Raw genomic sequence first — 25,465 nt, 5'->3', positions numbered from 1 at the left:
GCGCCCGACACCGCCTATGCCCGCTCCTTCACCGTGCCGCTGCGCTCCGGACTCACACCGGCCATGACGGTCGGCCCGCTCTCCGAGGGGGTGTGCGCGGCCCTGGCCGCGCTCGGGGCGCTCGCCGGGGTCCTCGTGGGCGGCCCGACGCGGCGGGGGCGGGGTCGCTACACTGAGCCCGTTGCCGCGGCGCCGCCGCAGCAGCGTTCCCTGGCGGCCCGCGAGGGCCCTCACCAGCACGAGGAGTGCGTCATGGCTGACCGCAAGCGCGAGCCCTTGGACAAGGTGCTCGTCATCATCCCCACCTACAACGAGGTCGAGAACCTGGAGTCCGTCGTCGGGCGACTGCGCGAGGCTGTCCCGGCCGCTGACGCCCTCATCGCCGACGACAACTCCCCGGACGGCACCGGCGCCATCGCCGACCGGCTCGCCGCCGAGGACGACCACATCCACGTGCTGCACCGCGCCGGCAAGGAGGGCCTCGCCGCCGCCTACGTCGCCGGCTTCCGCTGGGGCCTCGAGAACGGCTACGACGTGCTCGTCGAGATGGACGCCGACGGCTCCCACCGGCCCACCTTCCTGCCCGCCATGCTCGCCGCCCTGGAGAACGCCGACATGGTGAAGGGCTCGCGCTGGATGCGCGGCGGCGAGGTCGTCGACTACGACCTCGCGCGCGAATGGCTCTCGCGGCTGGCCAACATCTGGATCCAGGCCGTGATGGATCTTCCCGTGCATGACAGCACCGGCGGCTTCAACGCCTTCCGCGCCAGCGCGCTGGAGGCCATGGACCTCGACACGATCGCCTCGAAGGGCTACACCTTCCAGGTCGACCTCACCCGTCGCGTCATCGAGAACGGCGGCACGGTCGCCGAGGTCCCGATCAGCTTCCCCGACCGTCAGCTCGGCGAGTCGAAGATGAGCGGCTCCATCATCACCGAGGCCCTGCGCCGCACGGCCGGGTGGGGCTACGAGAAGCGCTCCGCCCAGCTCAGGCAGCTCGCAGGGCGGGCCTCGACGAGGATCAAGCCGCTCCTCGGCAGCCTCAAGGACCAGGTCGACCGGGCCCGCTGACGCGCGGGGATCCGCGGGCCCGCCCCGGCCCGGCGGGGGAGCGGCGGCCGGACGATCCGACGACCGCTCGGACGATCAGTAGTGCGGGGTCTTCCGCACGACCTCGAGGCGCTCGGCCAGCAGCTCCTCGAGCTCGGAGATCGAACGGCGCTCCAGCAGCATGTCCCAGTGCGTGCGAGGCGGCTTGACCTGCTTGTCCTCGGGTTGGGTGCCGTCGGAGCGGGCCGCCACGGCGCCGCAGCGGGGGCACTCCCACTCGGCCGGCAGGTCGGCCTCGGTCGAGAACGTGATGTCGAAGTGATGACCCTTGGGGCAGTCGAAGCCCAGGACCTTGCGGGCCGCGAACTCGACGCCCTCCTCGTCCTCGAAGCTCTTGGCCCCGAGGCCCATGCCGCGCAGTGCTCGATCTGCCATCTCAGTTCCTTCTTGTCCAAGCCCTTGCGAGCGGTCCTGCAATGCCCGTGCACCGTGGCACACATGTCTTGCCGTATTCAACGATTCGCGTAGCACCATTGTCCCATGGCGGTTGCACCCCCGGTGCTCACCCGTCGCACCCCATTAAAGCCCGTGCCGGGGGTGCGCCGCGCCGTCGGGTCCGGTCCGGGTCCGTTCCTCACCACAGGTCCCGCGCCGTGCACAGGGCCTTCAGCTCGTCGATGCGGTTCGAGACGATGCCGTCGACGCCGGCGTCCATGAGTGAGCGCATCTGCTCGGGGTCGTCGATCGTCCACACGTGGACGCGCATGTCGCGGGCGCGGGCGGTGCGCAGCAGGTTGCGGGTGAGCACCCTGATGCGGACCGGGCCCAGCTTCTGGCGCACGGGCACCTGGAAGGCTTGCACGCCCGCATTGACGAAGCGGGGGAGCAGCGGGACGAAGGACGACCAGGCCACCGCGCCGAGGGACGCCGCGGTCGCCACGCGCGGCCCCGCCGCCCGGCGGAAGGCCGCCAGTCGCCCGGGGCTGAAACTCGCGACGCAGACCCGCTCCTGGGCGCCGTGCCGCCGGATGGTCCGCACGAGCGGCTCGATGGCGTTGGCCTCCTTGATGTCGATGTTGATGAGGGCCCCGGGCAGCGCCTCGAGGACCTCGTCGAGCGTGGGGATCGGCTCGCGGCCGCCGATCCGGGCGCCGCGCACCTGGCTCCAGTCAAGCTCGCCGACGGCCCCGGTGCGGTCGGTGACGCGGTCGAGCCGCATGTCGTGGAAGGCGAGCAGCTGCCCGTCCCTGGTGGCGTGCACATCGGTCTCGACGTACCGGTAGCCCAGGTCGTCGACCGCGTGCCGGAAGGCCGCCAGGGAGTTCTCGAGCTCCTCGCCGATGTTCTCGTCCCAGCCGCCCCGGTGGGCGAACGCCGAGAAGGGCGCATCGAAGTAGGCGTAGTCGCTGGCGTTGCGGTTCGGCGCGCGCACGGTGCCGGCGACCCTCAGCCGAGCCCGGGCACGTGGGACAGCGCCCCGGCGGCCCAGCCCGGCAGCCAGGCGGGGATGCCGGTGACGAGCAGGGCGACGTAGCCGCAGGCGACGACGAGGGAGCCGCAGGCGACGACGGCGCCGGCCCTGGCCCTCCGGGGCCAGCACCCGACGCGGCGCACGAGCATCGTGACGCCGACGGTGATGCGGTGCGCCCAGCGGAACTCGCTGGCCAGGACGGCCATGCCGATGAGGAGGAGGGGGATGCCGCCGGGCCCGGGCAGCCAGCCGGTGAGCGCCGAGAGGACGATGAGCAGCGCCCCGGCAACGGCGACGCAGATGCGGTAGGCCAGCGAGCTGGCCGGGTTGGCGTGGATGCGGGCCCGCCAAGCGAAGCGTTCGCGGCGGGGGATCTCCCAGCGGTGCATGGCGGGCCGGATGCCGTGGACGAAGGGCCCGTCCGGTTGCTCGCCGTTCTCGAGGACGAGCCCGTCGGGGTGCCGCAGGGGCCCGCCGATGCCGGGCAGCGCGGTGAGCGTGCGCCCGATCCGCTCGCCGACCGGCTCGTGCGGGCCGGCGGGCGGCTCATCGGCGTCGGGCCCGTGGAACCGCTGGGGCTCCGTCTCGAGGGCCTGTGCTGTGCTCACGAGACCATGGTGCCAGAAGAACGCGCCCGACGGCGCATCCGAACGCGTCCTGGGGGCCCGTGGGGGAGCCGATCGGCCGGGGGCGCACCGCCGGGCGCGGTGCACTCTGATCCCGGGCGGATCGCGGCGCCCGCTCACCGCGGACGCGCCGACGGACCAGACTCACTCGTAGAAGGGCTCCACGCGGGCTCCGAGGGCGTTGAGCCGGGTGGGCAGGTCCTCGTAACCGCGGTTGATGACGTAGACGTCACGCAGGACGCTGCTGCCCTTCGCCGCGAGCATCGCGAGGAACAGGCAGACCGCGGGGCGCAGGGCCGGCGGCGAGACCATGTCGCGGCCGCGCCAGCGCGTCGGCCCCTTGACGACGAGACGGTGCGGGTCAAGCAGTTGCACGCTGGCGCCAAGCTGGGAGAGCTGCAGCAGGTGGATGGCCCGGTTCTCGAAGACCCAGTCGTGGATCTGCGTCTGGCCGTGGGCGGTCGCCGCGATGACCGCGAAGAATGGCAGGTTGTCGATGTTGAGTCCGGGGAACGGCATCGGGTGGATCTTGTCCGGCGGGGCCTTGAGGTCGCTCGGGTGCACCGTGATGTCGGTCAGGCGGGTGAGGCCGTTGCCGGAGCGGTACTCGTCACCGAGCGAGTAGTCCAGGCCCATCTCCTCGCCGAGCACCGCGAGCTCGACCTCGAGGAACTCGATGGGCGCGCGTTCGACGGTGAGTTCGGAGCCCGTGACGATCGCCGCGGTGATGAGGCTCATCGCCTCGATCGGGTCCTCGCTGATCTGGTACGAGACGTCCATGCTGGGGGCCTCGTCGAGGCCGTGGATGATGAGCGTCGTCGTGCCGATGCCCTCGATCCGTACGCCGAGCAGCATGAGATAGGCGCACAGGTCCTGGACCATGTAGTTGGACGAGGCGTTGCGCACGATCGTCGTACCCGGTGTGACGGCTGCCGCCATGAGCGTGTTCTCGGTGACCGTGTCGCCGCGCTCGGTGAGGATGATGCGCCGCTCGGCGCCGTGGTCGCGGCGGGCCGTCACGTGGTACTGGCCGTTGGTGGCGTGCACCTGGACGCCGAAGTGGCGCAGGGACTGCAGGTGCGGCTCGACGGTGCGCACGCCGAGGTCGCACCCGCCGGCGTAGGTCAGCTGGAAGCTCTCGTAGAAGCGGCTGAGCGGGCCCATGAACATGATGATCGAGCGAGTCCGGCGAGCGGCCGCCTCGTCCATGGCGCTCAGGTCGAGCTCGTCGGGACGATGCAGCGTGAGGTCCCTGCCGTCGGCCGACCACGAGACCTCGACGCCGATGCTCGTGAGCACCTCGAGGAGCCGGTTGACCTCCTCGATGTGGGCGATGCCCCTGAGCACCGTGCGGCCGCGGTTGAGCAGGCTCGCGCACAGCAGGGCGACGGCGGCGTTCTTGCTGGAGCGCACCCGGATGGAGCCCTCCAGATGGGTCTCCCCGCTGATGCGGAAGTTCAGGGCGCTCGTGTTGCCCGGCACGATGAGGGGAGACTCGAGGGCGTTGGCGATCCGGTTGATCATCTCGAGGGACAGATTCTGGTGCCCGGATTCGATCCGGTGGATCGCGCTCTGGCTGGTGTTGAGCTCGGAGGCCAGCTGGTTCTGCGTCATGCCGCGCTGCTTGCGGGCATCGCGGATGAGGCGTCCGATGTTCGCGGGGGTAGGTTCCTGTGTCACGGCGACATCATAACTCATGCGTGAGATATTTCATCCTGAGGTGGGGGGACGCTCCGTCGTCGGGGCCAGCGGCGCACGATGTCGCCCACAGCGAATCGCTCCTGCGGGAGCCGGACGGGCCGGACCCGATCCTCTACAGTGACAGCCATGAGCGCTCATTTTGATGTTGTTGTCCTCGGCGCCGGTCCCGGCGGCTACGTCGCCGCCATCCGCGCAGCGCAGCTCGGGAGGAAGACCGCGATCGTCGAGAAGCAGTGGTGGGGCGGCGTCTGCCTCAATGTGGGCTGCATCCCCACGAAGGCGCTCCTGCGCAACGCCGAGCTGGCTCACATCGTCACGAAGGAGGCGGCGGCCTTCGGGATCAGCGGCGACATCGCCGTCGACTACGGCAAGGCCTTCGCCCGGAGCCGCCAGGTGAGCGACCGCATGGTCAAGGGCGTGCACTTCCTCATGAAGAAGAACAGGATCACCGAGTACGACGGGTACTGGGGCACCTTCGTCGACGCCGGCACCCTGCGGGTCGCCAAGGACGACGGCACCGCCGACACCGTCACCTTCGACAACTGCATCATCGACGTCGGCGCCACGGCGAAGATGCTGCCCGGCACGAGCAGGTCGGTCAACGTCCTCTCCTTCGAGGAGATGATCCTGTCCGAGCAGCTGCCCGGGTCCATCATCATCGGCGGTTCGGGCGCCATCGGCACCGAGTTCGCCTACGTCCTGGCCAGCTACGGCGTCGACGTGACCATCGTCGAGTTCCTCGACCGCATGGTCCCCAACGAGGACGAGGAGATCTCCAAGGAGCTCACCCGCGAGTACAAGAAGCTCGGCATCACGATCCTCACGAGCACGGCTGTGCAGTCCGTCGTCGACACCGGCTGCGGCGTCGACGTCACCGTGGCCCCGGCCGGCGGCGGCGACTCGCAGGTGCTCCACGCCGACAAGATGCTCCAGGCCATGGGTTTCGCCCCGCGTGTGGAGGGCTACGGCCTCGAGAACACCGGTGTGGCCCTCACCGAGCGGGGCGCCATCGCGATCGACGACTTCTGCCGCACGAACGTGCCCGGTCTCTACGCCATCGGCGACTGCACCGCCAAGATGATGCTCGCCCACACCGCCGAGGCGATGGGCGTCGCCGCCGCCGAGACCATCGCCGGCGTCGAGACGATGCCCGTCGACTACACGATGATCCCGCGCGCCACCTACTCGCAGCCGCAGATCGCCAGCTTCGGCCTCACCGAGAGGCAGGCCCGGGACGCCGGCTACGAGGTGAGGACGAGCAAGTTCCCGTTCAGCGCCAACGGCAAGGCCGTCGGCATGGGCGCCGGCACCGGTTTCGTCAAGCTCGTCGTCGACGGGCGCTACCACGAGATCCTGGGCGCCCACATGATCGGCGAGGGCGTCACCGAGCTTCTGCCCGAGCTGACCCTGGCGCAGAAGTGGGACCTGACCGCCGGCGAGATCGCGCGCAACGTCCACGCCCACCCGACCCTGTCCGAGGCCCTCAAGGAGGTCGCCGAAGGCATCGAGGGCCACATGACGAATCTGTGACGGGACGACCCGGGCGGGGCACGCGCCCCGCCCGGGCGATGACTGCGGGGCGCCGCCCCGCCGCGCCCCGCGGAACGGGTCCGACGGTCCGGCGGACCGCGGGGGAGAGGGCCTCTTTTCTCAGCCGCCCCGGCGCGCGCGGGCGGCGAGTCGACCGCCGAGCAGCTCGACGCACCAGACGAGCCCGACCCCGGCGCCGGTCGCGAGGGCGAACGGCAGCGGGACCCTCGTCAGCTCGATCGCGAAGAGGGCGCCGAAGAAGGGCGCCCGCTGGTTGAGCGCGAGCACGCAGGCGGCCCCCATGACGACGAGCAGCACCGTCGTCGACGGGTCGAGGCCCGCGGCGACGCCGATGGCGCCCCCGACGCAGGCCCCGATGGCGAGCGAGGGCGTCAGGAGGCCCCCGGTGGAGCCGGTGACGAGGCCCACGGCGACGCCGCAGGCCTTGGCGAGCAGCAGGACGACGAGGGCGGGCAGCGTCATGCCGCCGGCCAGGACGGCCCCGATGGCCACCTGGCCGTTGCCGACGATCCGCGGTTGCCAGAGGGCCAGCGCCGAGACGGCGAGCGCGCCGGCCGGGACGGTCGCCACGAGCAGGCGGGTCGGCGGCGCGGCGCGCTTCGCCAGACCGACGAGGGCGTTGAAACCGTGCCCGACGACGAGCACCGCGGCCAGGACGACGAGGGCCCACGGGCTCCGCGGGGCGACGGTCCGCAGCGCCGGCGGCAGCTCGTAGATCGGCCGGTTCCGGTTGAAGAGCCACGAGACGAGTGTGGCGATGACGCAGACGACGGCGGTCAGCGCCGCCTCGCGGCGGCCGCGGCGGGTGCGCAGATCGGGGTGCAGGATCAGCTCGAGCGTGTAGCAGCTCGCCGCCGCCGGGGCGTTGTAGATGGCCGCCAGCCCGGCGCCGGCGGCCGCCCCGACGAGCAGCCGACGGGTCTCGTCGTCGACCCGGGCCCGTTCCACGACCGCCTGGCCGCCGACGGCGGCGAGGATGCGGGGGGCGGCCTCCCGCCCGAGCGACATGCCCGCGCCGACGACGAGCAGCTGGGCCAGGGCGTCCGCGATGTTGACGCGCGCCGGCATGCGGGTGCGCCGCGCCGGGTCGGGATCGACGGCTCCGGCGATGCTCGACGGCATGCCCCTGGGACGGCGACGGATGCGCCACCAGCACAGGCCGCAGACGGTCCCGGACATGGCCGCCGCGAGCAGACGGCGCCATGGCGGCGCGGCCCCGACGCCGTCCGTGGCCGCCGTGTAGTCGAAGCCGAAGCAGACCGTCTCGATGCCGATGGACAGATAGCGGACCAGCGAGCCGATGAGCCCGGTGACCACCGCCACGAGCACGACGACGAACCCCGTGCGCGCCCGGCGGCCGCTCCGGGCGGACGGGTCCGGCCCGGACCGGCTCATGTGCCGCCCTCGTCGGCGACCCTGCCCGCCTCGATCTCGGCGGTCCGCGGGTCGAGGTAGTGGCCGGTGCGCTCCAGCGGCTCGCCCCGTCCGTCGAACTCGAGGACGAGCGGCTGGGCGGCCGGGATGTTGAGCCGCTCGACCTCGTCGGCGCCGAGACCGCATGCGAGCAGGACCAGGGCCCGCAGAGAGTTCCCGTGCGCGACGACCGCGATCGGGCCCTCGCCGGCGACGAGCGAGGGCAGCAGTCGTCCCCACAGGGGGCGGACCCGTTCGACGACGTCGGCCAGGGACTCGCTCCCGCCGGGCACCAGCGGGCCGAGCCCGGCGCCGTCGAGGCCGCGCCAGCTCGCGCGCTGCGCGGCGGTGGCCGCCGGCGGCCTGCCCTCGAGGGTGCGCCGCCACGTGAAGAAGGCCTCGTCGCCCCAGCGCTCGCGGCACTCGCGCTTGGACACCCCGGTCAGGCAGCCGTAGTCGCGCTCGGCGAGCCGCCAGTTCTCGCGCAACGGCGCCTCGGGGCACAGCGTCGCGCGGATGCCCTCGGCCGTGCGCACGGCGCGCAGCAGGGGGGAGGTGAGCACGAGTCGCGGGCGCAGCCCGGCGTCGGCCATGAGTCGCGCCGCAGCGGCGATCTGCGCGTGACCGCGCGCCGACAGGTCGACGTCGAGCAGCCCGGTGAAGATCTGCTCGGCGTTGTAGCGCGACTCGCCGTGCCGGACAAGGACGAGAACGCGTCGGTGCCGCGCGTCGCAGGAGCCCATGCCCGTCGCCCTCCCTCGTCCGACCGGTGCTCAGTCTATGCCGCAGGGCCCGCCGGAGCCCGGTCCGTCGGGGCCGGAGGCGGCTCCGGAGCCCGGTCGCACGGGGTCACGAGGAGGCCGGGGGCCCCTCAGCGCTCGGCCCTGCCCCGCACGACGCCTCGGCGGACGACGAAGTGCCAGCTCAGACCATTCATCGTGAGCACCTGCGGGCGCAGCTCGTCGGGCAGGATGCCGGTGCGATCGGTGTACCCGAGCAGGTACTCGTCGAACGGGGGGAGCGTGACGGTCCTCACCAGGGCCCGGTTCATCTCTGCGGAGGTGATGCCCGACTGCCAGTCGGGCACGTAGTGGTCCCCGTCGCGGTGGTAACCGGTGCCGAGCGCCAGGGCCCGGCGCGCCCGGCCCCGACCCAGGTGGGTCCACCAGGCGAGGTCGTCGAGCGTCGCCGGGCCGTGCGATCCGACATAACGCGTGGCCAGTTCGGCGAGGGCCTCGTCGCCGTCGAGCTCGCGCTGGGGCACGGGCAGCTGCCCGACGAGCCGGAAGACCTCCTCGCCGCCGCGCCGGGCGCCCTGGACGACGAGCCCCTCGCCGCCGAGCGCCCGCAGCAGGTGCGGGCCGCGGTTGCCGCCCGGGTCGATGCCGACGCGCGCGAAGACCTCGTAGCACTGGCGGCGCGTCAGCTCGCCCGCGGCGAGCGCCTCGTGAAGGGCCTCGCGAGGCCCGTCGAGGCCCGGCTCCAGGCCCAGCCGCGCCCGGCGCCTCCGCGCGGCCCGCTCGACGGGGCCCATGCCGAGGGCGCTGAGCCAGGCGGCGTCCTCGGCGGCGAGATAGTGCAGCGTGCCTCGCTGGGGCCAGCAGCGCACGAGCAGCCCGGCGTCGAGCTCGGCCTCGGCGGGCGCCGTCCGGAACCGGCTGCGGCGCCGGCCCTGACGGATCGCGATGGCCTCGAGGCCGCCGTCGTAGTTCTGGCCCTGGATCGCCAGCATCCAGCGGCACACGTCGACGGGTGCGAGAACACGCCCGGCCAGCGGATGGGCGTCCGACGGCGCGAGCAGCTGCGCGATGAGACGGCGCGCGGCGATCTCACGAGGTTTGAGGGACACGGTCCTCCCATCCGTCGCACGGTCAGGTGTCGGTCCTCCCGGAAGGGCTTGCACAGACCATTGAACACGCCTCCGGCGGACACGGCTCATGGGCCCCGCACCCGATCAGGCGTATGGTTTGGGCGCACGTGGGGCGGCGCCCGGGCAGGCAGTCAGCACCCGACGCCACCGTCACCCCCGACCAAGAGGAGCACTCATGTCACAGATCCCTCCGGCCTCCGGCTCCCCGTACGGCCCGGGCCCCTACGGTCCAGGCAGCAACGCGCCGTCCATGGGCGTGCCGGCCCATGCTCCGTACGCACCACCGGGCGGGCCCGTGAACGCACCGGCGCCCTACGGGCCGGGGCTTCCTCAGGCCACTGTCAAGAGCACCAGGGGCCCGGTCGTCCTCCTGACGATCGGCATCATCCTCGTCGTGGCAGCCGTCGCGGCCCTGGGCTTCGCGATCAGCTCGGTCGCGGGCGTCGCAGACTCGCTGAACGAGATCAATGGGCACGGGAACTCGCAGGTGACCCTGGAGGAGAACGGCCACTACGGGCTGTACGGCGACAGCTCGACCGAGTGCACCGTCCGGAACCCCGACGGTGGCGAGGTCTCGGTGAGGACGCCCAGTGCGAGCATCGAAATCAACAACCACCAGATGTTCGGGAGCTTCAACGCCACGAAGGCGGGTGAGTACACGGTCACGTGCAACTCCCTCCTCGACACCCCGGTCTACCTGGGCGAGGGGGCCACGGCCGGCGGGATCTTCAACAGTGCGGCAGGGATCATCCTGGCCGTCCTGGGACTGGTCATCGGCGTGCCCATGACCATCGGAGGCCTCATCTGGCTCGTCGTGCGCAGGTCCAACAACCGTCGCGCGGCGGCCGCCCAGGGCGCTGGGATCGTCGGCTCGGCGCTGCCCGGCCAGCCGGACCCGCAGGCGCCCTCGGCGTACAGCGCCTTCGGGGGCCAGATGGTCGACCCCTCCGCGCCGACCGCCACCGTCAACCCGCCCAATCGCGACCAGTTCGGCCAGGGTGGTCAGGGCGGTCAGTCGCAGTACTGAACTGAACCGACGGCCCTCCCGCCGCGCGCCGGGCCCGCGCAGGACGCGCCCCTGAGCTCTCTGCCGCTCAGGGGCGCGTCCGCACAGCCAGGGCGATGCGGTGGGCCCCGTTGTTGCGGTCCGCATCCCGGGGGCCTCCTCGAGGCGTGTTCCGGGTCGGTCGGGCCAGGGCGATCCCGCCGAGCACCTCGTCCACGGTCGGACTCCAGGCCTGATCCGGAATGCCCGATAATGAACATTATGTCAAAACAGGGAACGAGAGGGGCTCTCCCCTCCGGACCGTTCCCGGGACGGCATCCCCCGCGACCCGCACCGGCGACCCGGCGCTCAGGACCCGCGTCGTCCACGGATCCCGCCCACCAGCGGATCGTGCCACGAGCATCGTCGTCGTGCGCCCGCGGCGCGGCACGGAGAACTCTGCGACCGTCGAGCGCCTCGTGCATCGACCCGGTGCGCCGCCCCTCAGGAACGGCCCGTCGGCAGGATCCGGACTCGGCGCCCGGTCGCCGTTGACCGGGCGCCCGTCCGAAGAACCCTTGAGAGCTTGTGGCTGGCGATGGGCAGATCGGTCGCCACAAGCCCCGGAGACCCGGGTGACCGGCTTCTGTCTCGCCACTCGAGCTCCCGCGCAGACGCCGACCGGGGATTCAAGGGTGGGACACCTCGGCCGCCGTGTTTGCTCTGCGCAGAAGTTATGCTCCCACATAGAGCGAGCTGTGAATACCGTGTGTGTCACCATTCAGCTCTGAGCGGATTTCCTGGACGGATCCCGGCCCGTCGTGCTGGGGCCGCGCTGCGACCGGCCCCTCGGCTCCTCCCGCGCCCGTGCGCCGGGCCCGGTCCGCTCCACCGCGGACACGAGGCGCGGCCCCCGCGCCGTGGCGGGGCCACGCGAGTGGACCTTCACGCGAGTGGACCTTCAGGATCAAAAGGTCCAAGAGCTCTCCCCCGCGCTCGGGCGGGGGTCACCCGTTCTCCTGCGGACACTGCGATGACACGCAGACCCGCCGCTCGTACGCGGGTTCGTCCCGCGGATGACGGGGCCGCGCCGCCGTGCCCTCCCCCGCCCCTGCGCGCGTGCGCCGACCGGGTCGTCCCGCTCTCGGCCGCGCCCGGGCGGGCTAGCCTTCGACCATGACCGATCCTCGTCTGCTGTGGACCCCGGCACCGGCAGAGCACCGCGCCCGGCTCGCCCGGCTCGCCGCGCGGGCCCGTGAGGACGGGCTGGACGCCGTCGTGGTGGGCCCCGGGGCCGACATGCGCTTCCTGCTCGGCCGCTCGCAGGGCTCGCCGAGCGCTTCACCGGCCTCGTCGTGCCCGCCGACGGCGAGCCCTTCCTCGTCGTCCCGCAGCTCGAGCGGCCCGGCTGGACCGGCTCGACCGCCGAGCGGATCGTCCCCGACATGCCCACCTGGCAGGACGGCGAGTCCGCCCACTGCCTCGTCGCCGCCCGTCTCGGCGCCGGGGCCCGCATCGGCGTGGACGACCTGCTGCCCAGCGTGCACGCCCTGGGGCTGGGCGCGGCGCTCGGCGCAGCCGTCACGGCGGGCGGCCCGACGATCCGGGCCCTGCGCATGGTCAAGACGCCCGAGGAGCTGTCGGCCCTGCACGGGGTCGGCGAGGCCGTCGACCGCGTCCACGCCCGCATCGGCGAATGGCTGCGCCCCGGGCGCACCGAGGACGAGATCGGCGCCGACATCGCCGCGGCGCTCGTCGAGGAGGGGCACGAGCGCGCCGACTTCGTCATCGTCGCCTCCGGCCCCCACGGGGCGAGCCCCCACCACGAGCGGTCCGACCGCGTCGTGCGCGCCGGCGAGCCCGTCGTCGTCGACATCGGCGGGCCGGCGCCCAGCGGCTACTTCAGCGACTCGACCCGCACCTACGTGTGCGGCGAGCCGGTCGATCCCGAGTTCGACCGCGTCTGGCGGACCGTCCGGGACGCCCAGCGCGCCGGCATCGACGCCGCCCGGGCCGGTCTGCCCTGCTCGGGGGTCGACGCCGCCGCCCGCAGGGTCGTCGAGGCCGCCGGCTACGGCGCCTTCTTCATCACCCGCACCGGGCACGGCATCGGGCTGGAGGTGCACGAGCACCCGTACCTCGTGCGCGGCGACGATCTGCCTCTGGCCCCGGGCATGACCTTCTCGGTCGAGCCCGGCATCTACCTGCCGGGGCGCTTCGGCGTGCGCATCGAGGACATCGTCGCGATCGGCGACGACGGCTCCCCCGAGCCGTGCAACCGCAGTCCGAGGCACTGGCGACCGGCCGGCGACCCCGGCGGCCCGTGAGCGACGACCACCGCCGCTGCCGCCGACGCGGGCGTCCTCGGCCCCGGCCCCCTCCCGCACGCTCCGTGATCCCCGTCCGGCGTCGACGGGGACGCCGTCCCGGCTCAGCCGAGGCCGACGCGCTCGGACCAGTAGGCCAGGCCGTTGGTGAAACCGCCCCGCAGGGCGGCCTCGAAGTGGTCGACGCCCTCCAGCGGGTCGAGCCGGACCGTCATGCCGGCGTTCTCGGCGGCCTGCGAGACGGTCACGGCGTCCGGCCCGAAGGTGCCGTCCTCGGTGCCGTAGGAGAAGTAGGCCCACATGTCCTCGTAGTGGTTCCGGCCGAGGATGGTCAGGGGCTTCGTCTCGTCGTAGGCCGCCTGGTCGCCGCCGAAGACGTTCTCCAGGTTCCAGTCGGGATGCTCCTCGCCGGGGTAGAGCTCCCCGGAGAGGTCCAGGATCGTGCCGAACAGCTCGGGGTGCTTGGCGCCGAACAGGATCGAGCACAGCCCGCCGTTGGAGTAGCCCGCGACCGTCCAGTCGTTCCGGTCCTGCGGGACGTTGAGGTTGTCCCTGATCCAGTTGACGACGTCGGTCGTCACATAGGTCTCGACGTTGCCGTAACGGCTCGTGTCCAGGCACAGCGTGTCGTCGTCGGGGCTGCCGAGCTGGTCGGCGAGGACGACGATCGGGGCGACGCCCGCGTGGCCCGCCGCATAGGCGTCGAGGACATCGGCCAGCATCGTCGGGTCGGGGTTGCCGGGCTGGCCCATCATCATGATGACGACCGGCAGCCGAGGGGCGTCGGGGACGAGCGCGGCGGGCGGAAGGTAGATGCCGGCCGACCGGGCGCCGAAACCCGAGACGGTCGGGGCGATCCGCACGTAGCCGGTCGTCCCGGTGCTCGGCATGCCGTCCGGGGCTCTCCAGGTGGTCGGGTCGATGCGTCCCGCATCGCTGCGCGCGGGCAGGGAGATCGTCGTCGGCTGGTCGTAACCGACGAGGGCGCCGAGGGTCTCGTCGATGCCGTAGACCTTGTTGACGCCGAGCGTTGCCCCGGCCACGAGGACAGGAACGGCCAGGACGGCGCAGCAGCGGCGCCGCCAGGTGGACCGGTGCAGGTTCGCCGCGGCGACGCCGACGGCGGCGCAGCAGCCGACGATGATGGCCCGCCCGGCCCACGGGATCGGGCCGCCACTCAGATTGAGGCGCTTCTCGACCACGACGAGGATCAGTGCGCCGAGCACGGTTGCGTTGAGGGCGACGATGCAGACGGTGGCCGCCCAGCCGCGCCGGCGCCTGACGAGCAGCCCCGCGAGGACGAGGGCGCAGAGCGCCGCCGCGGGTACGAGCTCCGCGGCGTCGACGATGCGTCGGGCGGCGAGCCAGCGCAGTGCCGAGGCGAACCAGTCCCGGAGCGTGTTCATGAGCCGCTCCCCCCTGCCGCACCGGCCGCGCGCCGGGAGCGGATCACCCGGGAGAGCACGGTGCGCCAGTCCACCCGGTCGGTCCTGCTGAGATAGGCGGTGGTGAGGGCCCCGCCGATCGCGGGCAGCTGGCTCGGGTCGGCGTAGACGAGGTAGAGGGGCCGGAAGACGGGCCCGAACTTGGACTTGAAGTGGTGGAGGGAGGTGAAGCCGTAGTACGGCTCGATCGCTCCGGCGAGCTGGTCGAGCACACCGGTGATCGTCTCGGAGACCTCGTCGGTGACCGGCTCGTCATCGCGTTCGACGCGGGCCAGCGGCGAGCCCGACAGGCTCATCACCTCGTAGCCCTCCTCCTGGAAGGCGAGAGCGGCCGTGCCGATGAGCAGCTCCATGCCGGAGTGGAAGGCCTCCGGATGGTCGCTGCGGCGCATGACGTCGAGCAGCCAGCCGGTGACCCGACCGTCGGTGTACAGCGGCAGCCAGGACGCGACGGCGTGCACGTGACCGGCGTCGTCGACCGCGACCTCGCAGCGCACGGCGGGGTCGTCCATCTCCGACAGACCGCCGAGGGTGAAGCCCATGGGCGGCAGCGCCTGCTCGTCCTGCCAGCCCTCGACGACCCGGATGATGCCGCTGCGCAGCTGCGCCGAGCACTGGGACAGGCTCGTCCACTCGACGTGGATGCCCTCGCGACGGGCCCGGTTCATGGCGGTGCGCACGTCCTGGAAGCGCTTCCCCTTGAAGGCCACCTGCCCGAGCTCGAGACGCGACTCCTCGGCGACCTGCATGGCGTGCCAGCCCGCCGCGCGGGCGGCGCGGGCGAACTCCGGCCCGACCGAGTAGAAGCACGGGACGAGGCCCTGCTCGTCGCAATACTCGCCGAAGCGCACGGCGGCATCCATCTGGTCGTCGGCGAGGGGCTCCCCCACCGTGAGGGCGACGCCGTGCGAGGCCCGGTAGGCGACGGCCGAGTCCCGGCCGGGGCCGAACCAGTGGATCGCCCCGGGCCAGGCCGCCATGGGCGAGAGGAGACCGCCCTTGCCCCGGCGGGCGAGCTCGCGCACGCGTGCCCGGTCGCGCTCGGTGCGCTCGGGGCCGACCGTCATGTCGCGCACGAGCATGACGAGGAAGGCGAGTGTGGTCAACGGGGGGACGAGGTTGGCGACGAGACCGGCGGGCAGCGCGTCGGAGCTCAGGTACAGCGGCATGTCGGTGAAGACCTCCAGGCCGAGGACGCGCGCGAGGGCGTCATGGGCGAGGTCGCCGAGACCGGCGCGCGGCTCCCACAGCCCGGACATGGTCAGGCCGGCGAGGATGAAGACCGCCACCCCGCACGCGTAGAGACCGACGTAGCGCGCGAGGCGCGAGAGCACCTCGCGGCGGGACAGCCGCACCGTGAACAGCCCGGCGCAGACCATCAGCAGGGCGATGACCGCCACCGGCTCGAGCACGGGGACGAGGCCGACCGTCACGCGCAGCGCGAAGCCGCCGCCCCGGGGATCCGACTCGTCCCACATCTCGGAGAGCTCGGGCAGCCCGGTGAGGAAGGGCACGACCGTCGAGGCGGCCACGGCGATGTTGACGCCGAGCGCCCAGAACCAGGCCGAGCGCCGTCCGCGCAGCAGCCCGAGGCAGACGACGAGGAGGATGAGCGAGGGCAGGACCGTCATGATCAGGGTCGGGAAGCCGGCGGTCCTGTGCAGCCTCGCCAGCATGCAGGCGTGCTGGCTCGCCAGCGAGCAGATGACGCGCAGCTCCCGGGACTTGAAGGTGCCGGTGCGAAGATAGTCGTCGAGCTGGCTCAGCGGGCTCTCGCCGGCCGCCGACCAGGCCGAGACGATGGGGCCCAGGGCGGTGCAGGCGATGACGAGCGCCACGAGCACGCGCCGCTCGGACAGGACGGCGCGGATGCCGGTGCGTCGCCGCCCGCGCCACAGGAGGGCGCCGAACCCGATCCCGGCGAGCACCGAGCCGCAGGTGACGCAGGCCGTCGACGTCGCGTCGTAGAGCATGAGGGTGATGGCGATCACCGGTCCGGCCCAGCGCACCCGCGTGCACCACAGGCGGGACAGGCCGCCCGAGACCGCCATGAGCGCGCCCATGAGCGCCGGCAGGACGCCGGGCACCCAGCCCTCGCGCATGATCGTCGCCCAGTCCGGCCACCAGGGGTGGATGAGCCAGGTCAGCGCCGTCGTGAACAGGAAGCCCGACAGCTGGCAGCCCGGCAGGACGAGGCCGTAGCGCCACGAGCCGAGACGCCGTTCGACGGTCGGGCCGGCGACGAGCAGGACGGCCAGCACGACGACGAGCGCCGCCCAGCCGCCCGGGGCGATGAACTCCAGCCCGATCCGGCCGAGCCGGATCGTGTCGGGGTCGAGGCGCAGCTCGCTCTGTCGGCTCACCGAGCCGATCCGGTCGGGCTCGGGCAGGGGAAGCCGATCCCCCACGATCGTCATGAGGACCGAGACGACCGCCAGTGCGAGGCTCACCGGGGCGTGCCCGAGACGGACGCCCCAGGCCCTCAGGGCCGTGCCGAAACGCCGGGCGACCACCGTCGTCCGGCGCGGTGAACCGCTGCTACCCGTTCTCCACACGGGGCCGATGGTAGGCCCCCGGGCAAGGCGGGGCCGGGCCGACCGGATCCTGATCGGTCCGGCCCGCGGGTCGCCGACCCGCAGCGGGCCGGGTTCAGGACAGCTTGTCGATGATGAGCTCGCGCACCCGTCTGGCGTCGGCCTTGCCGCCCAGCTGCCGCATGACAGCGCCGATGAGGGCCCCGGCCGCCTGCACCCTTCCGCCGCGGATCCGCTCCGCGACGTCGGGATTCGCCTCGATGGCGGCGTCGACGGCGGTCGACAGGGCCCCGTCGTCGCTGACCACGGCCAGGCCGCGGGCCTCGACGATCCGCGCGGGGGCGCCCTCGCCGGCCAGGACTCCCTCGAGGACCGTGCGGGCCAGCTTGTCGTTGATCGTCCCGGCGTCGACGAGCTCCTGCACCTCGGCGACCCGGGCCGGGGCGATCGGCAGGTCCTCGAGACCGACGCCCCGCTCGTTGGCGGCCCGGGCGAGCTCGGTGAGCCACCACTTGCGGGCGGCCGCCGGATCGCAGCCGGCGGCCACGGTGGCCTCGATGAGGTCGAGGGCGCCCTCGTTGCCGTTGATGTCGCGCATCTCCAGGTCCGTCAGGCCCCACTGCGCCTGGAGACGGGCCCGCTTGACGGCGGGCATCTCGGGCAGGGTGGCGCGCAGCTGCTCGACCCACGCGCGGCTGGGCGCCACGGGGACGAGGTCGGGCTCGGGGAAGTAGCGGTAGTCCTCGGCCTGCTCCTTGGAGCGGCCGGCCGTGGTGAAGCCGCCGGCCTCGTTCCACATGCGGGTCTCCTGCCTGACGCGCCCGCCGCCGGCCAGGACGGCGCCCTGTCGGCGGATCTCGTGGCGCAGCGCGGCCTCGACCGAGCGCAGCGAGTTGACGTTCTTCGTCTCGGTGCGGGTGCCGAGCTCGGTCGAGCCCTTGGGCATGAGGGAGACGTTGGCGTCGCAGCGCAGCTGACCCTGCTCCATGCGCCCCTGCGAGACGCCGAGGGCTCGGACCATGTCGCGCAGATGGGCCATGTAGGCGCGCGCCACCTCGGGGCCCCTCGTCCCGGTGCCGAGCACCGGCCTCGTGACGATCTCGACGAGCGGCACGCCGGCGCGGTTGTAGTCCATGAGCGAGTGGTCGGAGCCCTGGATGCGACCGGTGGCCCCGCCCACGTGGAGCGACTTGCCGGCGTCCTCTTCCATGTGGGCGCGTTCGATCGGCACCTCGTAGCGGGCCCCGTCGACCTCGAGCTCGACGCGCCCGTCGTGGGCGATCGGCTCGTCGTACTGGCTGATCTGGTAGTTCTTCGGCATGTCCGGGTAGAAGTACTGCTTGCGGGCGAAGCGGCACCACTGGGCGATCTCGCAGCCCAGGGACAGGCCGATGCGGATGGCCGACTCGACGGCCTTGCGGTTGACGACCGGCAGGGAGCCGGGCAGGCCGAGGCAGACCGGGCAGATGTGGGTGTTGGGCTCGCCGCCGAACTCGGTGGAGCAGCCGCACCACATCTTCGAGGCGGTGCCGAGTTCGACGTGCACCTCCAGGCCGAGGACGACGTCGAAGCGCTCCATCGCCTCGTCGTAGTCCATGAGTCCGTCGCTGCTGCACTTGTACTGGACGCTCACCTCGTGGCCTCCTCGCTGTTCATGGCCGTGCCGGGCAGTTCGGGCGCCCGCCGGCAGAAGTCGGCGGTCCCCGCAAGCCGTTCGAGCGCCGCGCCGACGCGGTAGACGCGGTCGTCGCCGAGCACGGGGGCCATCACCTGGAAGCCGACCGGCAGTCCGTCCTCGGACGAGCGGCCCGCCGGGAAGGAGCCTGCGGCGACGCCGGCGAGGTTGGCCGGCAGGGTGCACAGATCGCCCCTGTACATGGCCAGCGGGTCGCCCACGCGCTCCCCCAGCCGGAAGGCCGTCGTCGGGGCGACGGGAGAGACGAGCACGTCGACCCTCTCGAAGGCGGCGGCGAAGTCTCGCGCGATGAGCGTGCGCATCTTCTGGGCCGAGCCGTAGTAGGCGTCGTAGTAGCCGGCCGACAGGGCGTAGGTGCCCAGGATGATGCGGCGCTTGAGCTCGGCGCCGAAGCCGGCGCCGCGCGACAGACGCATGACGGTTTCGGTGGAGTTCGAGCCGTCGTCGCCCACGCGCAGCCCGTAGCGCATGGCGTCGTAGCGGGCCAGGTTGCTGCTCAGCTCGCTCGGCATGATGAGGTAGTAGGCGGCCAGGGCCTGCCGGAAGTGGGGGCAGGAGACCTCGACGATCTCGGCGCCGGCCCCGCGCAGCAGCTCGACCGAGTCGGTGAAGCACTTCTCGACGCCGGCGGCGTAGCCCTCGCCGCCCAGCTCGGAGACGACGCCGATGCGCATCCCCGTCGCATCGGCGGCGCCGGCCGCCGCGACGACGTCGGGGACCGGCGCGTCGAGGCTCGTCGAGTCGGCGGGGTCGTGGCCGGCGATGATGACGTGCAGCGCCGCGGCGTCGGCCGCGTTGCGCGCGCAGGGGCCGGCCTGGTCGAGACTGGAGGCCATGGCGATGATGCCCTGACGGCTCACGCCGCCGTAGGTCGGCTTGACGCCGACGGTGCCGGTCATCGAGGCGGGCTGGCGGATCGAACCGCCGGTGTCGGTGCCGATGGCCAGGGGGGCCTCGAAGGCGGCGAGCGCCGCCGCCGAGCCGCCGCCGGAGCCCCCGGGGACGCGGTCGAGGTCCCACGGATTGCGCGTGGGCCCGTAGGCCGAGGACTCGGTGGACGAGCCCGTGGCGAACTCGTCGAGATTCGTCTTGCCGAGGATGACCAGGCCGGCGTCGAGGAGGCGCCGGACGACGGTCGCGTTGTACGGCGGGACCCAGCCCTCGAGCATCCGCGATGCCGCGGTGGTGGGCAGGCCCTCGTAGCAGAGCAGGTCCTTGACGGCGATCGGCACGCCGGCCAGCGGAGAGGCGGCGGGCTCGCCAGCGGCGATCCCGGCATCGACGGCGGCTGCCCGGGCCAGCGCGCGCTCGGCGTCGAGGGACAGGAAGGCGTGGACGGCGGGCTCGACGGCCTCGATCCGGTCGAGGAGGGCCCGGGTGATCTCGACGCTGGTCTGCTCGCCGACGGCGATGCGACGGCCCAGCTCGAGGGCGGGTGCGGTGCAGATGTCGGCGGTCGCGGACTCGTGCGCGGTGCGGGTGCTCATGCGGTCCTCCCTCCCCCTCAGCCGGCGTCCGAGTCGTCGATGACGCGGGGCACGCGGAAGCGCTGCTCGGCCTGGGCCGGCGCCCCGGCGAGCATCGCCTCGGCGGGCCAGCTGTCCCGGCGCTCGTCATCGCGCATCACATTGGTCAGCGGCACGGCGTGGGAGCTGGGCGGGATGTCCCGGTCGGCGAGGACCCCCACGGAGGCGACGGCCTCGAGGATGACATCCAACTGGGGGGCGATCTCGGCCAGTTCGGCCTCGGTCAGCTCGATGCGGGCCAGATCGGCCAGCCTGCTGACGTCCTGCGGCGTGAGGGCCACGATGACTACTCCTTCGCGGGCCCGGCGGGCCGCCCGACGTTCGTCGACCGCGGCCGGACCCTGTCCGCGGGCCATTTTATCGGCCCGTCCTGCGGGGGCGGTCCGCCGACCAGCCGCCCCGACCCGTCGTGCCCTGGACGGCCGCGGCTGGTCAGCCGCCCTGGACGGCTCGGTAGAAGACGGTGATGAGCGCCGTGCCGGCTGCGACGCCGACGACGAGGGCGGTGACGGCGAGGACGCGGAGGCGCTTCTTGCGCGAGGTCGTCGGCACGAGCGAGGGGCCCCACTCCCCCAGGCGGGGGCGCACCCTCACCGGCGCGTCGCCGGTGAGGTCCAGATCGGAGGAGAACGTGGCCATGGCGGCGATTCTAGCCGCCCGGTCCCACCCGGACGCCCGGGGCCGTTCAGGCCCCGGCGTCGTCGGCGACCCCGGCCAGTGCGCGCAGGATGCGCCACTGGCCGTTCTCGGAGGCCCCGGCCAGCCCGCACGCCGGGGTGAGGGCCCAGTCAGCCGGGCGCGGCGAGTCCTCCGCGACGTCCAGGCCGGCGCGGGCCCTCGCGAACCGGCGGGCGAGATCCGCGACGTCGGGCTCCTCCTCGTCCGCGCCGACCAGCCCCAACCACGGGCTCCGGTCGGGTGCGGCGTCGCACCAGGCGGCGAGCTCGTCCCAGCGGCCCCCGGCCCAGGCCCGCACGTCGAGGCTCAGCGCGTCGGCGCCTGCCGCCCCGAGCACGTCGAGGTGGGGGTCGTCGGCGCAGCAGTGGAGGGCGACCAATTCTCCCCCGGCCCGGGCCGCGTCCACGGCGTCGGCGAGGACGCCCCGGGCCCGCTGGCCGTCGACGGGGTCCAGCCGGTGGCGGCCCGACTCGTCGGGCACCTCGCCGTCGAGCACCATGGCGAGGCACGGCTCGTCGATCTGGACGGCGACGGGGCGCTCGGCCAGGCGCGCAGTCCCCCTCACGAAGTCGCCGACCCCGGCCGTCCAGGACTGGGCGATGTCGCGGAGCGCGCCGGCGTCGCCGACCGCCCGGCCGCCACGGGGCAGGCCGAGGCGGGCCGCCAGGGTGAGCGGGCCCGCGACGGTCAGGGTGGGCGTGCCGGGCCAGTCCGCCAAGTGCTCGACGAAGATCTCCCGGTCGTCGCCGAGCATGCGGCGAGCGCGTCGCCCGATGAGCGAGGGCCCCTGGGCCAGACGCCAGCCCGAGGGCTGCAGGTCGACCGGCAGCCCCGGCAACAGGCTCGCCGCGCGCCCGATCATGTCGGCGCCGGGGCCCCGTGCAGGCAGTTCGGGCATCGGGGCGCGTCCGACGAGCTCGCCGAGCACGGCGCGGCAGCAGGCCGCGTAGTCGTGACCGGCGAAGGAGCCGAGCGCGGTGGCGATCATGCGCGCACCGCCCCCGCTCCGGGACCACCGGACGCCCCTGCGCGGCGGGTCGCGGTGATCTCCGCGCAGCCCCGCACGACGTCGCCGTCGTAGAGCACGACGAACTGGCCCGGCGCGACCGAGGGGACCGGCTCATCGAAGACGACGCGCACGCGCTCGTCGTCGTGGTGCACGACAGCGGGGCAGGCGGCGCCGTGGGCCCGGAACTGGGCCGCGCCGTGCCAGCCGTCGGGCAGTGGCGGGCCGGTGAGCAGCAGCCGCTCGGCGACCAGCTCGTCGACGAGCAGCGCGTCGGCCGGGCCGACGCGCACGATGTTCGCGCCGGCGTCGATGCCGGTGACGTAGCGCGGCGCGCCGTCGGCCGCCGGGCGGGTCAGGCGCAGGCCCCTGCGCTGGCCGATCGTGAAGTGGTGGGTCCCCGCGTGGTGGCCGATGACGACGCCGTCGGCGTCCACGATGTCGCCCGGGCGCTCGGGCAGGCGCCCGGCGGGGAAGCGGCCGGCCCCGCCAGCGGTGACGAAGCAGATGTCGGTGGAGTCGGGCTTGTCGGCCACCGGCAGCCCGAGGCGGGCGGCCAGGGCGCGCACCTCGTCCTTGGAGGCGAGTTCGCCGAGCGGGAACACGAGTCGGGCGAGGCTCTCCTGGTCGAGGACGGCGAGCACGTAGGACTGGTCCTTGCGCCGGTCCGCCGCGCGGCGCAGCTCGGCTGGGCCCTCCTCCGACCGGGTGATCCGCGCGTAGTGTCCCGTTGCGACGGCGTCGAATCCCTCGGCGCGGCTCATGGCCAGCAGCCCGGCGAACTTCACGCCGCGGTTGCAGCGCAGGCAGGGGTTGGGCGTGCGCCCTTGCGTGTAGGAGTCGACGAAGTAGTCGACGACGCGCTCGGCGAAGGGCCCGCACAGGTCCCGGACGACCAGGTCGATGCCGAGGCGCTCGGCGACCCGCCGGGCGTCGTCGGTCTCGGGCACCGACGCCGTCCCCATGAGCAGGTGGACGCCGACGACCTCGTGGCCCTGCGCCTGGACGAGGGCGGCGGCGACCGCCGAGTCGACGCCGCCGGACACGGCCACCGCAATGCGCATCTGGGCAACTCCTGGAACTGGTCGGGATCGGTTCGCGGCGCGCTCAACGGCGCCGGCGGACACACGCGCAATCCTGGCATACGTGCATACCGGTCGCCACCGCCGACTAGACTCTCACGCTGTGCGTGGGCGGCCCGCGCACAGCACATGGAACCCCGCGCCGCCAGCTCGAAAGAGCCGCCAGCCGGAAAGAGCAGTGACGATGACCCTCTCGCCCGAGCACAACGGACCCGCCCTCGGCGCGGTGCTCACCGATGACGGCTGCACCTTCGCCCTCGTGGCACCGCGCGCCGAACGCGTCGAGCTCGCCCTCGTGAGGGACGACGGCACGACGATCCGCAACGTCGACATGACCAACGACAACGGCACTTGGCGCGCCGCCGTCAGGGGCGTCGTCGCCGGGCAGCGCTACGGCTACCGGGTCCACGGCGAGTGGAACCCCGATGCGGGTCTGCGCGCCAACCCGGCCAAGCTCCTCGTCGACCCCTACGCCAGAGCGGTCACCGCCGGCGTCGACTACACCGGCCCCATCTTCGACCACACCGCGGAGTCCTACTACGAGCCGGACACCCGCGACTCCGCCCAGTCCGTGCCGCTGTCCGTCGTCGTGGCGGACTCCCCCGCCCCCGAGCCGATCGCCCGGCGCCTGCCCCTCGAGCAGTGCGTCGTCTACGAGACGCACGTCAAGGGCTTCACGATCATGCACCCGTCGGTGCCCGAGCACCTGCGCGGGCGCTACGCGGGGCTGGCCTACCCGGCAGTCATCGAGCACCTCACCGAGCTCGGCGTCAACGCGATCGAGCTGTTGCCCATCCACCAGTTCGTCTCCGAGCCCTTCATCATGGGCCGCGGCCTGTCGAACTACTGGGGCTACAACACCCTGGCCTACTTCGCCCCGCACGGCGCGTACTGCTCGGTGGGCACCGAGGGCGACCAAGTGCAGGAGTTCAAGAACATGGTGAGCGCCCTGCACCGCGCCGGCATCGAGGTCATCCTCGACGTCGTCTACAACCACACCTGCGAGGGCAGTCACGAGGGCCCGACGCTGAGCTTCCGCGGCATCGACCACAAGGGCTACTACCGCCTCACCGACGACCTTCGCAACGACTACGACGTCACCGGTTGCGGCAACTCGGTCGACACCGGTCACGAGGAGGTCCTCGACCTCATCCACGAGTCGCTGCGCTACTGGGTCACGCAGATGGGCGTCGACGGCTTCCGCTTCGACCTCGCCACCACCCTCATCCGCGACAGCGCCCACGGCGTCGACCAGAACCACGAGTTCAAGAAGCGCCTGGCCGCCGACCCGGTCTTCGACGGCATCAAGCTCATCGCCGAGCCCTGGGACATGGGCCCCTACGGCTACCAGGTCGGACGCTGGGGCAGGGGCTGGAGCGAGTGGAACGACCGCTACCGCGGCTACATGCGCGACTACTGGCGCTCCATGGCGCACGGCGTCAACGAGCTGGCCTCCCGGGTCGCCGGCTCGCCCGACATCTTCGACAACGACGAGCGCCCGCCGTCCAGCACGATCAACTTCATCGATGCCCACGACGGCTTCTGCCTGCGCGACCTCGTCAGCTACGACGGCAAGCACAACGAGGCCAACGGCGAGGACAACCGCGACGGCTCCGACGACAACCGCTCCTGGAACTGCGGGGCCGAGGGCGAGACGGACGATCCCGGCGTCAACGCGCTGCGCCACCGCCAAGTGCGCAACATGCTTGCGGGCCTCATCATGTCGGACGGCACGCCGATGTTCTGCGCCGGCGACGAGATGGGCCGCACCCAGCAGGGCAACAACAACGCCTACTGCCAGGACAACCAGATCAACTGGGTGCACTGGGACCTGCTCGACCAGTGGGCCGACGTCTTCGCGACGGCCAAGCGGTTCATCGCGCTGCGCCGCTCCTCGCCGCTCCTGCAGGCCGACGACTACCACTACCGCACCGAGGTGACGGACGCCGACGGCAAGGGCCTGGGCCGCTACGAGATGGCTTGGATGAACGGCTACAGCGGCGAGATGGGCGAGGCCGACTGGAACGACGGCGGCCGACGGCTGCTCGGCAAGTACGTCTCCAACGCCACCGACGAGGCCTTCCTCATCTGGTTCTACTCGGGGGACCAGCCCGTCGAGGTCACCACTCCCCCGGTCCCGTGGGGCACGAGCTACCGGATCGTCGCCTCGACCGCCGACGAGGGCGAGCTGCCCACCGAGGCGCTGGGCCCGCAGGCAGACTTCACGCTCCCCGGCCGCACGGTCGTCGCGATGCGGGTGACGGTCCCCACGACGAGGGCGCAGGTGGACGAGCTCGAGGGCATCACGACCGCCCCCGCCGACGCCGCCCAGGACGGGCCGGCCGAGCAGCCCCAGCAGGACGCGACCGCCGAGCAGACTCCGGAGAGAACCGCCGGATCCGCTCAGGACGCGCCGGCCCCCCAGTGACGGCGTGCCGGGGCGGGCGGCGCCGAGGAGGACGAACGACGAGGGGGCGGTTCCCGGGGCCGCCCCCTCGTCGGTG

Annotated in this window: 20 protein-coding genes; 5 read left to right on the top strand and 15 right to left on the bottom strand. The window is 72.8% G+C overall.

The window, feature by feature from the left end; all coding sequences use genetic code 11:
* Nucleotides 1-252: 252 nt before the first annotated feature.
* Nucleotides 253-1,071, top strand: a complete 819-nt coding sequence (locus tag K336_RS19545) for a polyprenol monophosphomannose synthase (protein ID WP_051245302.1) — start codon at nt 253-255, stop codon at nt 1,069-1,071.
* Nucleotides 1,072-1,146: 75 nt separating this feature from the next.
* Here the strand turns inward: K336_RS19545 and K336_RS0100865 are convergent, their stop codons facing one another.
* The 4 genes from K336_RS0100865 to K336_RS0100850 all read right to left on the bottom strand — a co-directional run bounded on the left by K336_RS0100865 (nt 1,147) and on the right by K336_RS0100850 (nt 4,845).
* Nucleotides 1,147-1,485 (bottom strand): RNA polymerase-binding protein RbpA, encoded by a 339-nt coding sequence (locus tag K336_RS0100865; RefSeq protein WP_021796256.1) that lies wholly within the window; start codon nt 1,483-1,485, stop codon nt 1,147-1,149.
* A 199-nt stretch (nt 1,486-1,684) separates the two neighbouring features.
* Nucleotides 1,685-2,482, bottom strand: a complete 798-nt coding sequence (locus tag K336_RS0100860; RefSeq protein WP_021796254.1) for a glycerophosphodiester phosphodiesterase — start codon at nt 2,480-2,482, stop codon at nt 1,685-1,687.
* A 14-nt stretch (nt 2,483-2,496) separates the two neighbouring features.
* A complete protein-coding gene (locus K336_RS16680; protein WP_021796250.1) occupies nt 2,497-3,129 on the bottom strand; it encodes a PGPGW domain-containing protein in 633 nt (210 codons plus the stop codon).
* A 162-nt stretch (nt 3,130-3,291) separates the two neighbouring features.
* Nucleotides 3,292-4,845, bottom strand: coding sequence for a UDP-N-acetylglucosamine 1-carboxyvinyltransferase (locus K336_RS0100850; RefSeq protein WP_081660458.1), 1,554 nt, complete (start codon nt 4,843-4,845; stop codon nt 3,292-3,294).
* A 129-nt stretch (nt 4,846-4,974) separates the two neighbouring features.
* Between K336_RS0100850 and lpdA the strand changes: the two genes are divergently transcribed.
* A complete protein-coding gene (lpdA, locus tag K336_RS0100845) occupies nt 4,975-6,378 on the top strand; it encodes a dihydrolipoyl dehydrogenase (protein WP_021796251.1) in 1,404 nt (467 codons plus the stop codon).
* A gap of 120 nt (nt 6,379-6,498) precedes the next feature.
* Here the strand turns inward: lpdA and K336_RS13430 are convergent, their stop codons facing one another.
* The 3 genes from K336_RS13430 to K336_RS0100830 all read right to left on the bottom strand — a co-directional run bounded on the left by K336_RS13430 (nt 6,499) and on the right by K336_RS0100830 (nt 9,661).
* Nucleotides 6,499-7,794, bottom strand: coding sequence for a chloride channel protein (locus K336_RS13430; RefSeq protein WP_051245275.1), 1,296 nt, complete (start codon nt 7,792-7,794; stop codon nt 6,499-6,501).
* Nucleotides 7,791-8,555, bottom strand: coding sequence for a 2,3-bisphosphoglycerate-dependent phosphoglycerate mutase (locus K336_RS0100835; RefSeq protein ID WP_028706038.1), 765 nt, complete (start codon nt 8,553-8,555; stop codon nt 7,791-7,793). The genes K336_RS13430 and K336_RS0100835 overlap by 4 nt, the downstream gene beginning before the upstream one ends.
* Nucleotides 8,556-8,683: 128 nt before the next feature.
* Nucleotides 8,684-9,661, bottom strand: coding sequence for a DNA glycosylase AlkZ-like family protein (locus tag K336_RS0100830; RefSeq protein WP_028706037.1), 978 nt, complete (start codon nt 9,659-9,661; stop codon nt 8,684-8,686).
* A gap of 196 nt (nt 9,662-9,857) precedes the next feature.
* On the opposite strand from K336_RS0100830, the gene K336_RS0100825 reads away from it, so the two are divergent.
* Both K336_RS0100825 and K336_RS13425 read left to right on the top strand, forming a co-directional pair.
* On the top strand, nt 9,858-10,709 hold the full coding sequence (locus K336_RS0100825) for a hypothetical protein (protein WP_155944937.1): 852 nt from the start codon (nt 9,858-9,860) through the stop codon (nt 10,707-10,709).
* Between the two features lie 1,313 nt (nt 10,710-12,022).
* On the top strand, nt 12,023-12,994 hold the full coding sequence (locus tag K336_RS13425; protein ID WP_233418682.1) for a M24 family metallopeptidase: 972 nt from the start codon (nt 12,023-12,025) through the stop codon (nt 12,992-12,994).
* A gap of 104 nt (nt 12,995-13,098) precedes the next feature.
* Here K336_RS13425 and K336_RS13420 read toward each other — a convergent pair whose 3' ends face one another.
* From K336_RS13420 to mnmA, 8 genes are all read right to left on the bottom strand, one after another.
* Entirely contained in the window at nt 13,099-14,400 is a 1,302-nt protein-coding gene (locus tag K336_RS13420) for an alpha/beta hydrolase (RefSeq protein ID WP_051245274.1), read from the bottom strand.
* A complete protein-coding gene (locus K336_RS0100810) occupies nt 14,397-16,994 on the bottom strand; it encodes a bifunctional lysylphosphatidylglycerol flippase/synthetase MprF (protein WP_155944936.1) in 2,598 nt (865 codons plus the stop codon). Before K336_RS0100810 ends, K336_RS13420 begins: the two co-directional genes overlap by 4 nt.
* Before the next feature lie 94 nt (nt 16,995-17,088).
* Complete coding sequence (gatB, locus tag K336_RS0100805) at nt 17,089-18,570, bottom strand: Asp-tRNA(Asn)/Glu-tRNA(Gln) amidotransferase subunit GatB (protein ID WP_043123021.1); 1,482 nt, start codon at nt 18,568-18,570, stop codon at nt 17,089-17,091.
* Between the two features lie 32 nt (nt 18,571-18,602).
* Nucleotides 18,603-20,156, bottom strand: coding sequence for an Asp-tRNA(Asn)/Glu-tRNA(Gln) amidotransferase subunit GatA (gatA, locus tag K336_RS0100800; RefSeq protein ID WP_043149921.1), 1,554 nt, complete (start codon nt 20,154-20,156; stop codon nt 18,603-18,605).
* Nucleotides 20,157-20,173: 17 nt separating this feature from the next.
* A complete protein-coding gene (gatC, locus tag K336_RS0100795; protein WP_028706033.1) occupies nt 20,174-20,476 on the bottom strand; it encodes an Asp-tRNA(Asn)/Glu-tRNA(Gln) amidotransferase subunit GatC in 303 nt (100 codons plus the stop codon).
* A gap of 151 nt (nt 20,477-20,627) precedes the next feature.
* The gene (locus tag K336_RS0100790; protein ID WP_043149918.1) at nt 20,628-20,834 is read right to left on the bottom strand and encodes a hypothetical protein; all 207 of its coding nucleotides are present in this window, start codon (nt 20,832-20,834) and stop codon (nt 20,628-20,630) included.
* Between the two features lie 46 nt (nt 20,835-20,880).
* A complete protein-coding gene (locus tag K336_RS18270; RefSeq protein ID WP_028706031.1) occupies nt 20,881-21,861 on the bottom strand; it encodes a uroporphyrinogen decarboxylase/cobalamine-independent methonine synthase family protein in 981 nt (326 codons plus the stop codon).
* Entirely contained in the window at nt 21,858-22,943 is a 1,086-nt protein-coding gene (gene mnmA / locus K336_RS13415; protein WP_021797704.1) for a tRNA 2-thiouridine(34) synthase MnmA, read from the bottom strand. The genes K336_RS18270 and mnmA overlap by 4 nt, the downstream gene beginning before the upstream one ends.
* Before the next feature lie 196 nt (nt 22,944-23,139).
* Between mnmA and glgX the strand changes: the two genes are divergently transcribed.
* Complete coding sequence (gene glgX / locus K336_RS13410) at nt 23,140-25,389, top strand: glycogen debranching protein GlgX (protein ID WP_081660455.1); 2,250 nt, start codon at nt 23,140-23,142, stop codon at nt 25,387-25,389.
* Nucleotides 25,390-25,465 lie beyond the last annotated feature (76 nt).

It is taken from the genome of Propionibacterium acidifaciens DSM 21887 (genome assembly GCF_000426605.1).
In the GTDB taxonomy this organism is placed as follows: Bacteria; Actinomycetota; Actinomycetes; order Propionibacteriales; family Propionibacteriaceae; genus Propionibacterium; species Propionibacterium acidifaciens.
Note: the sequence above shows the minus strand (reverse complement) of the source record. Positions and strands in the feature narration are given on the sequence as shown.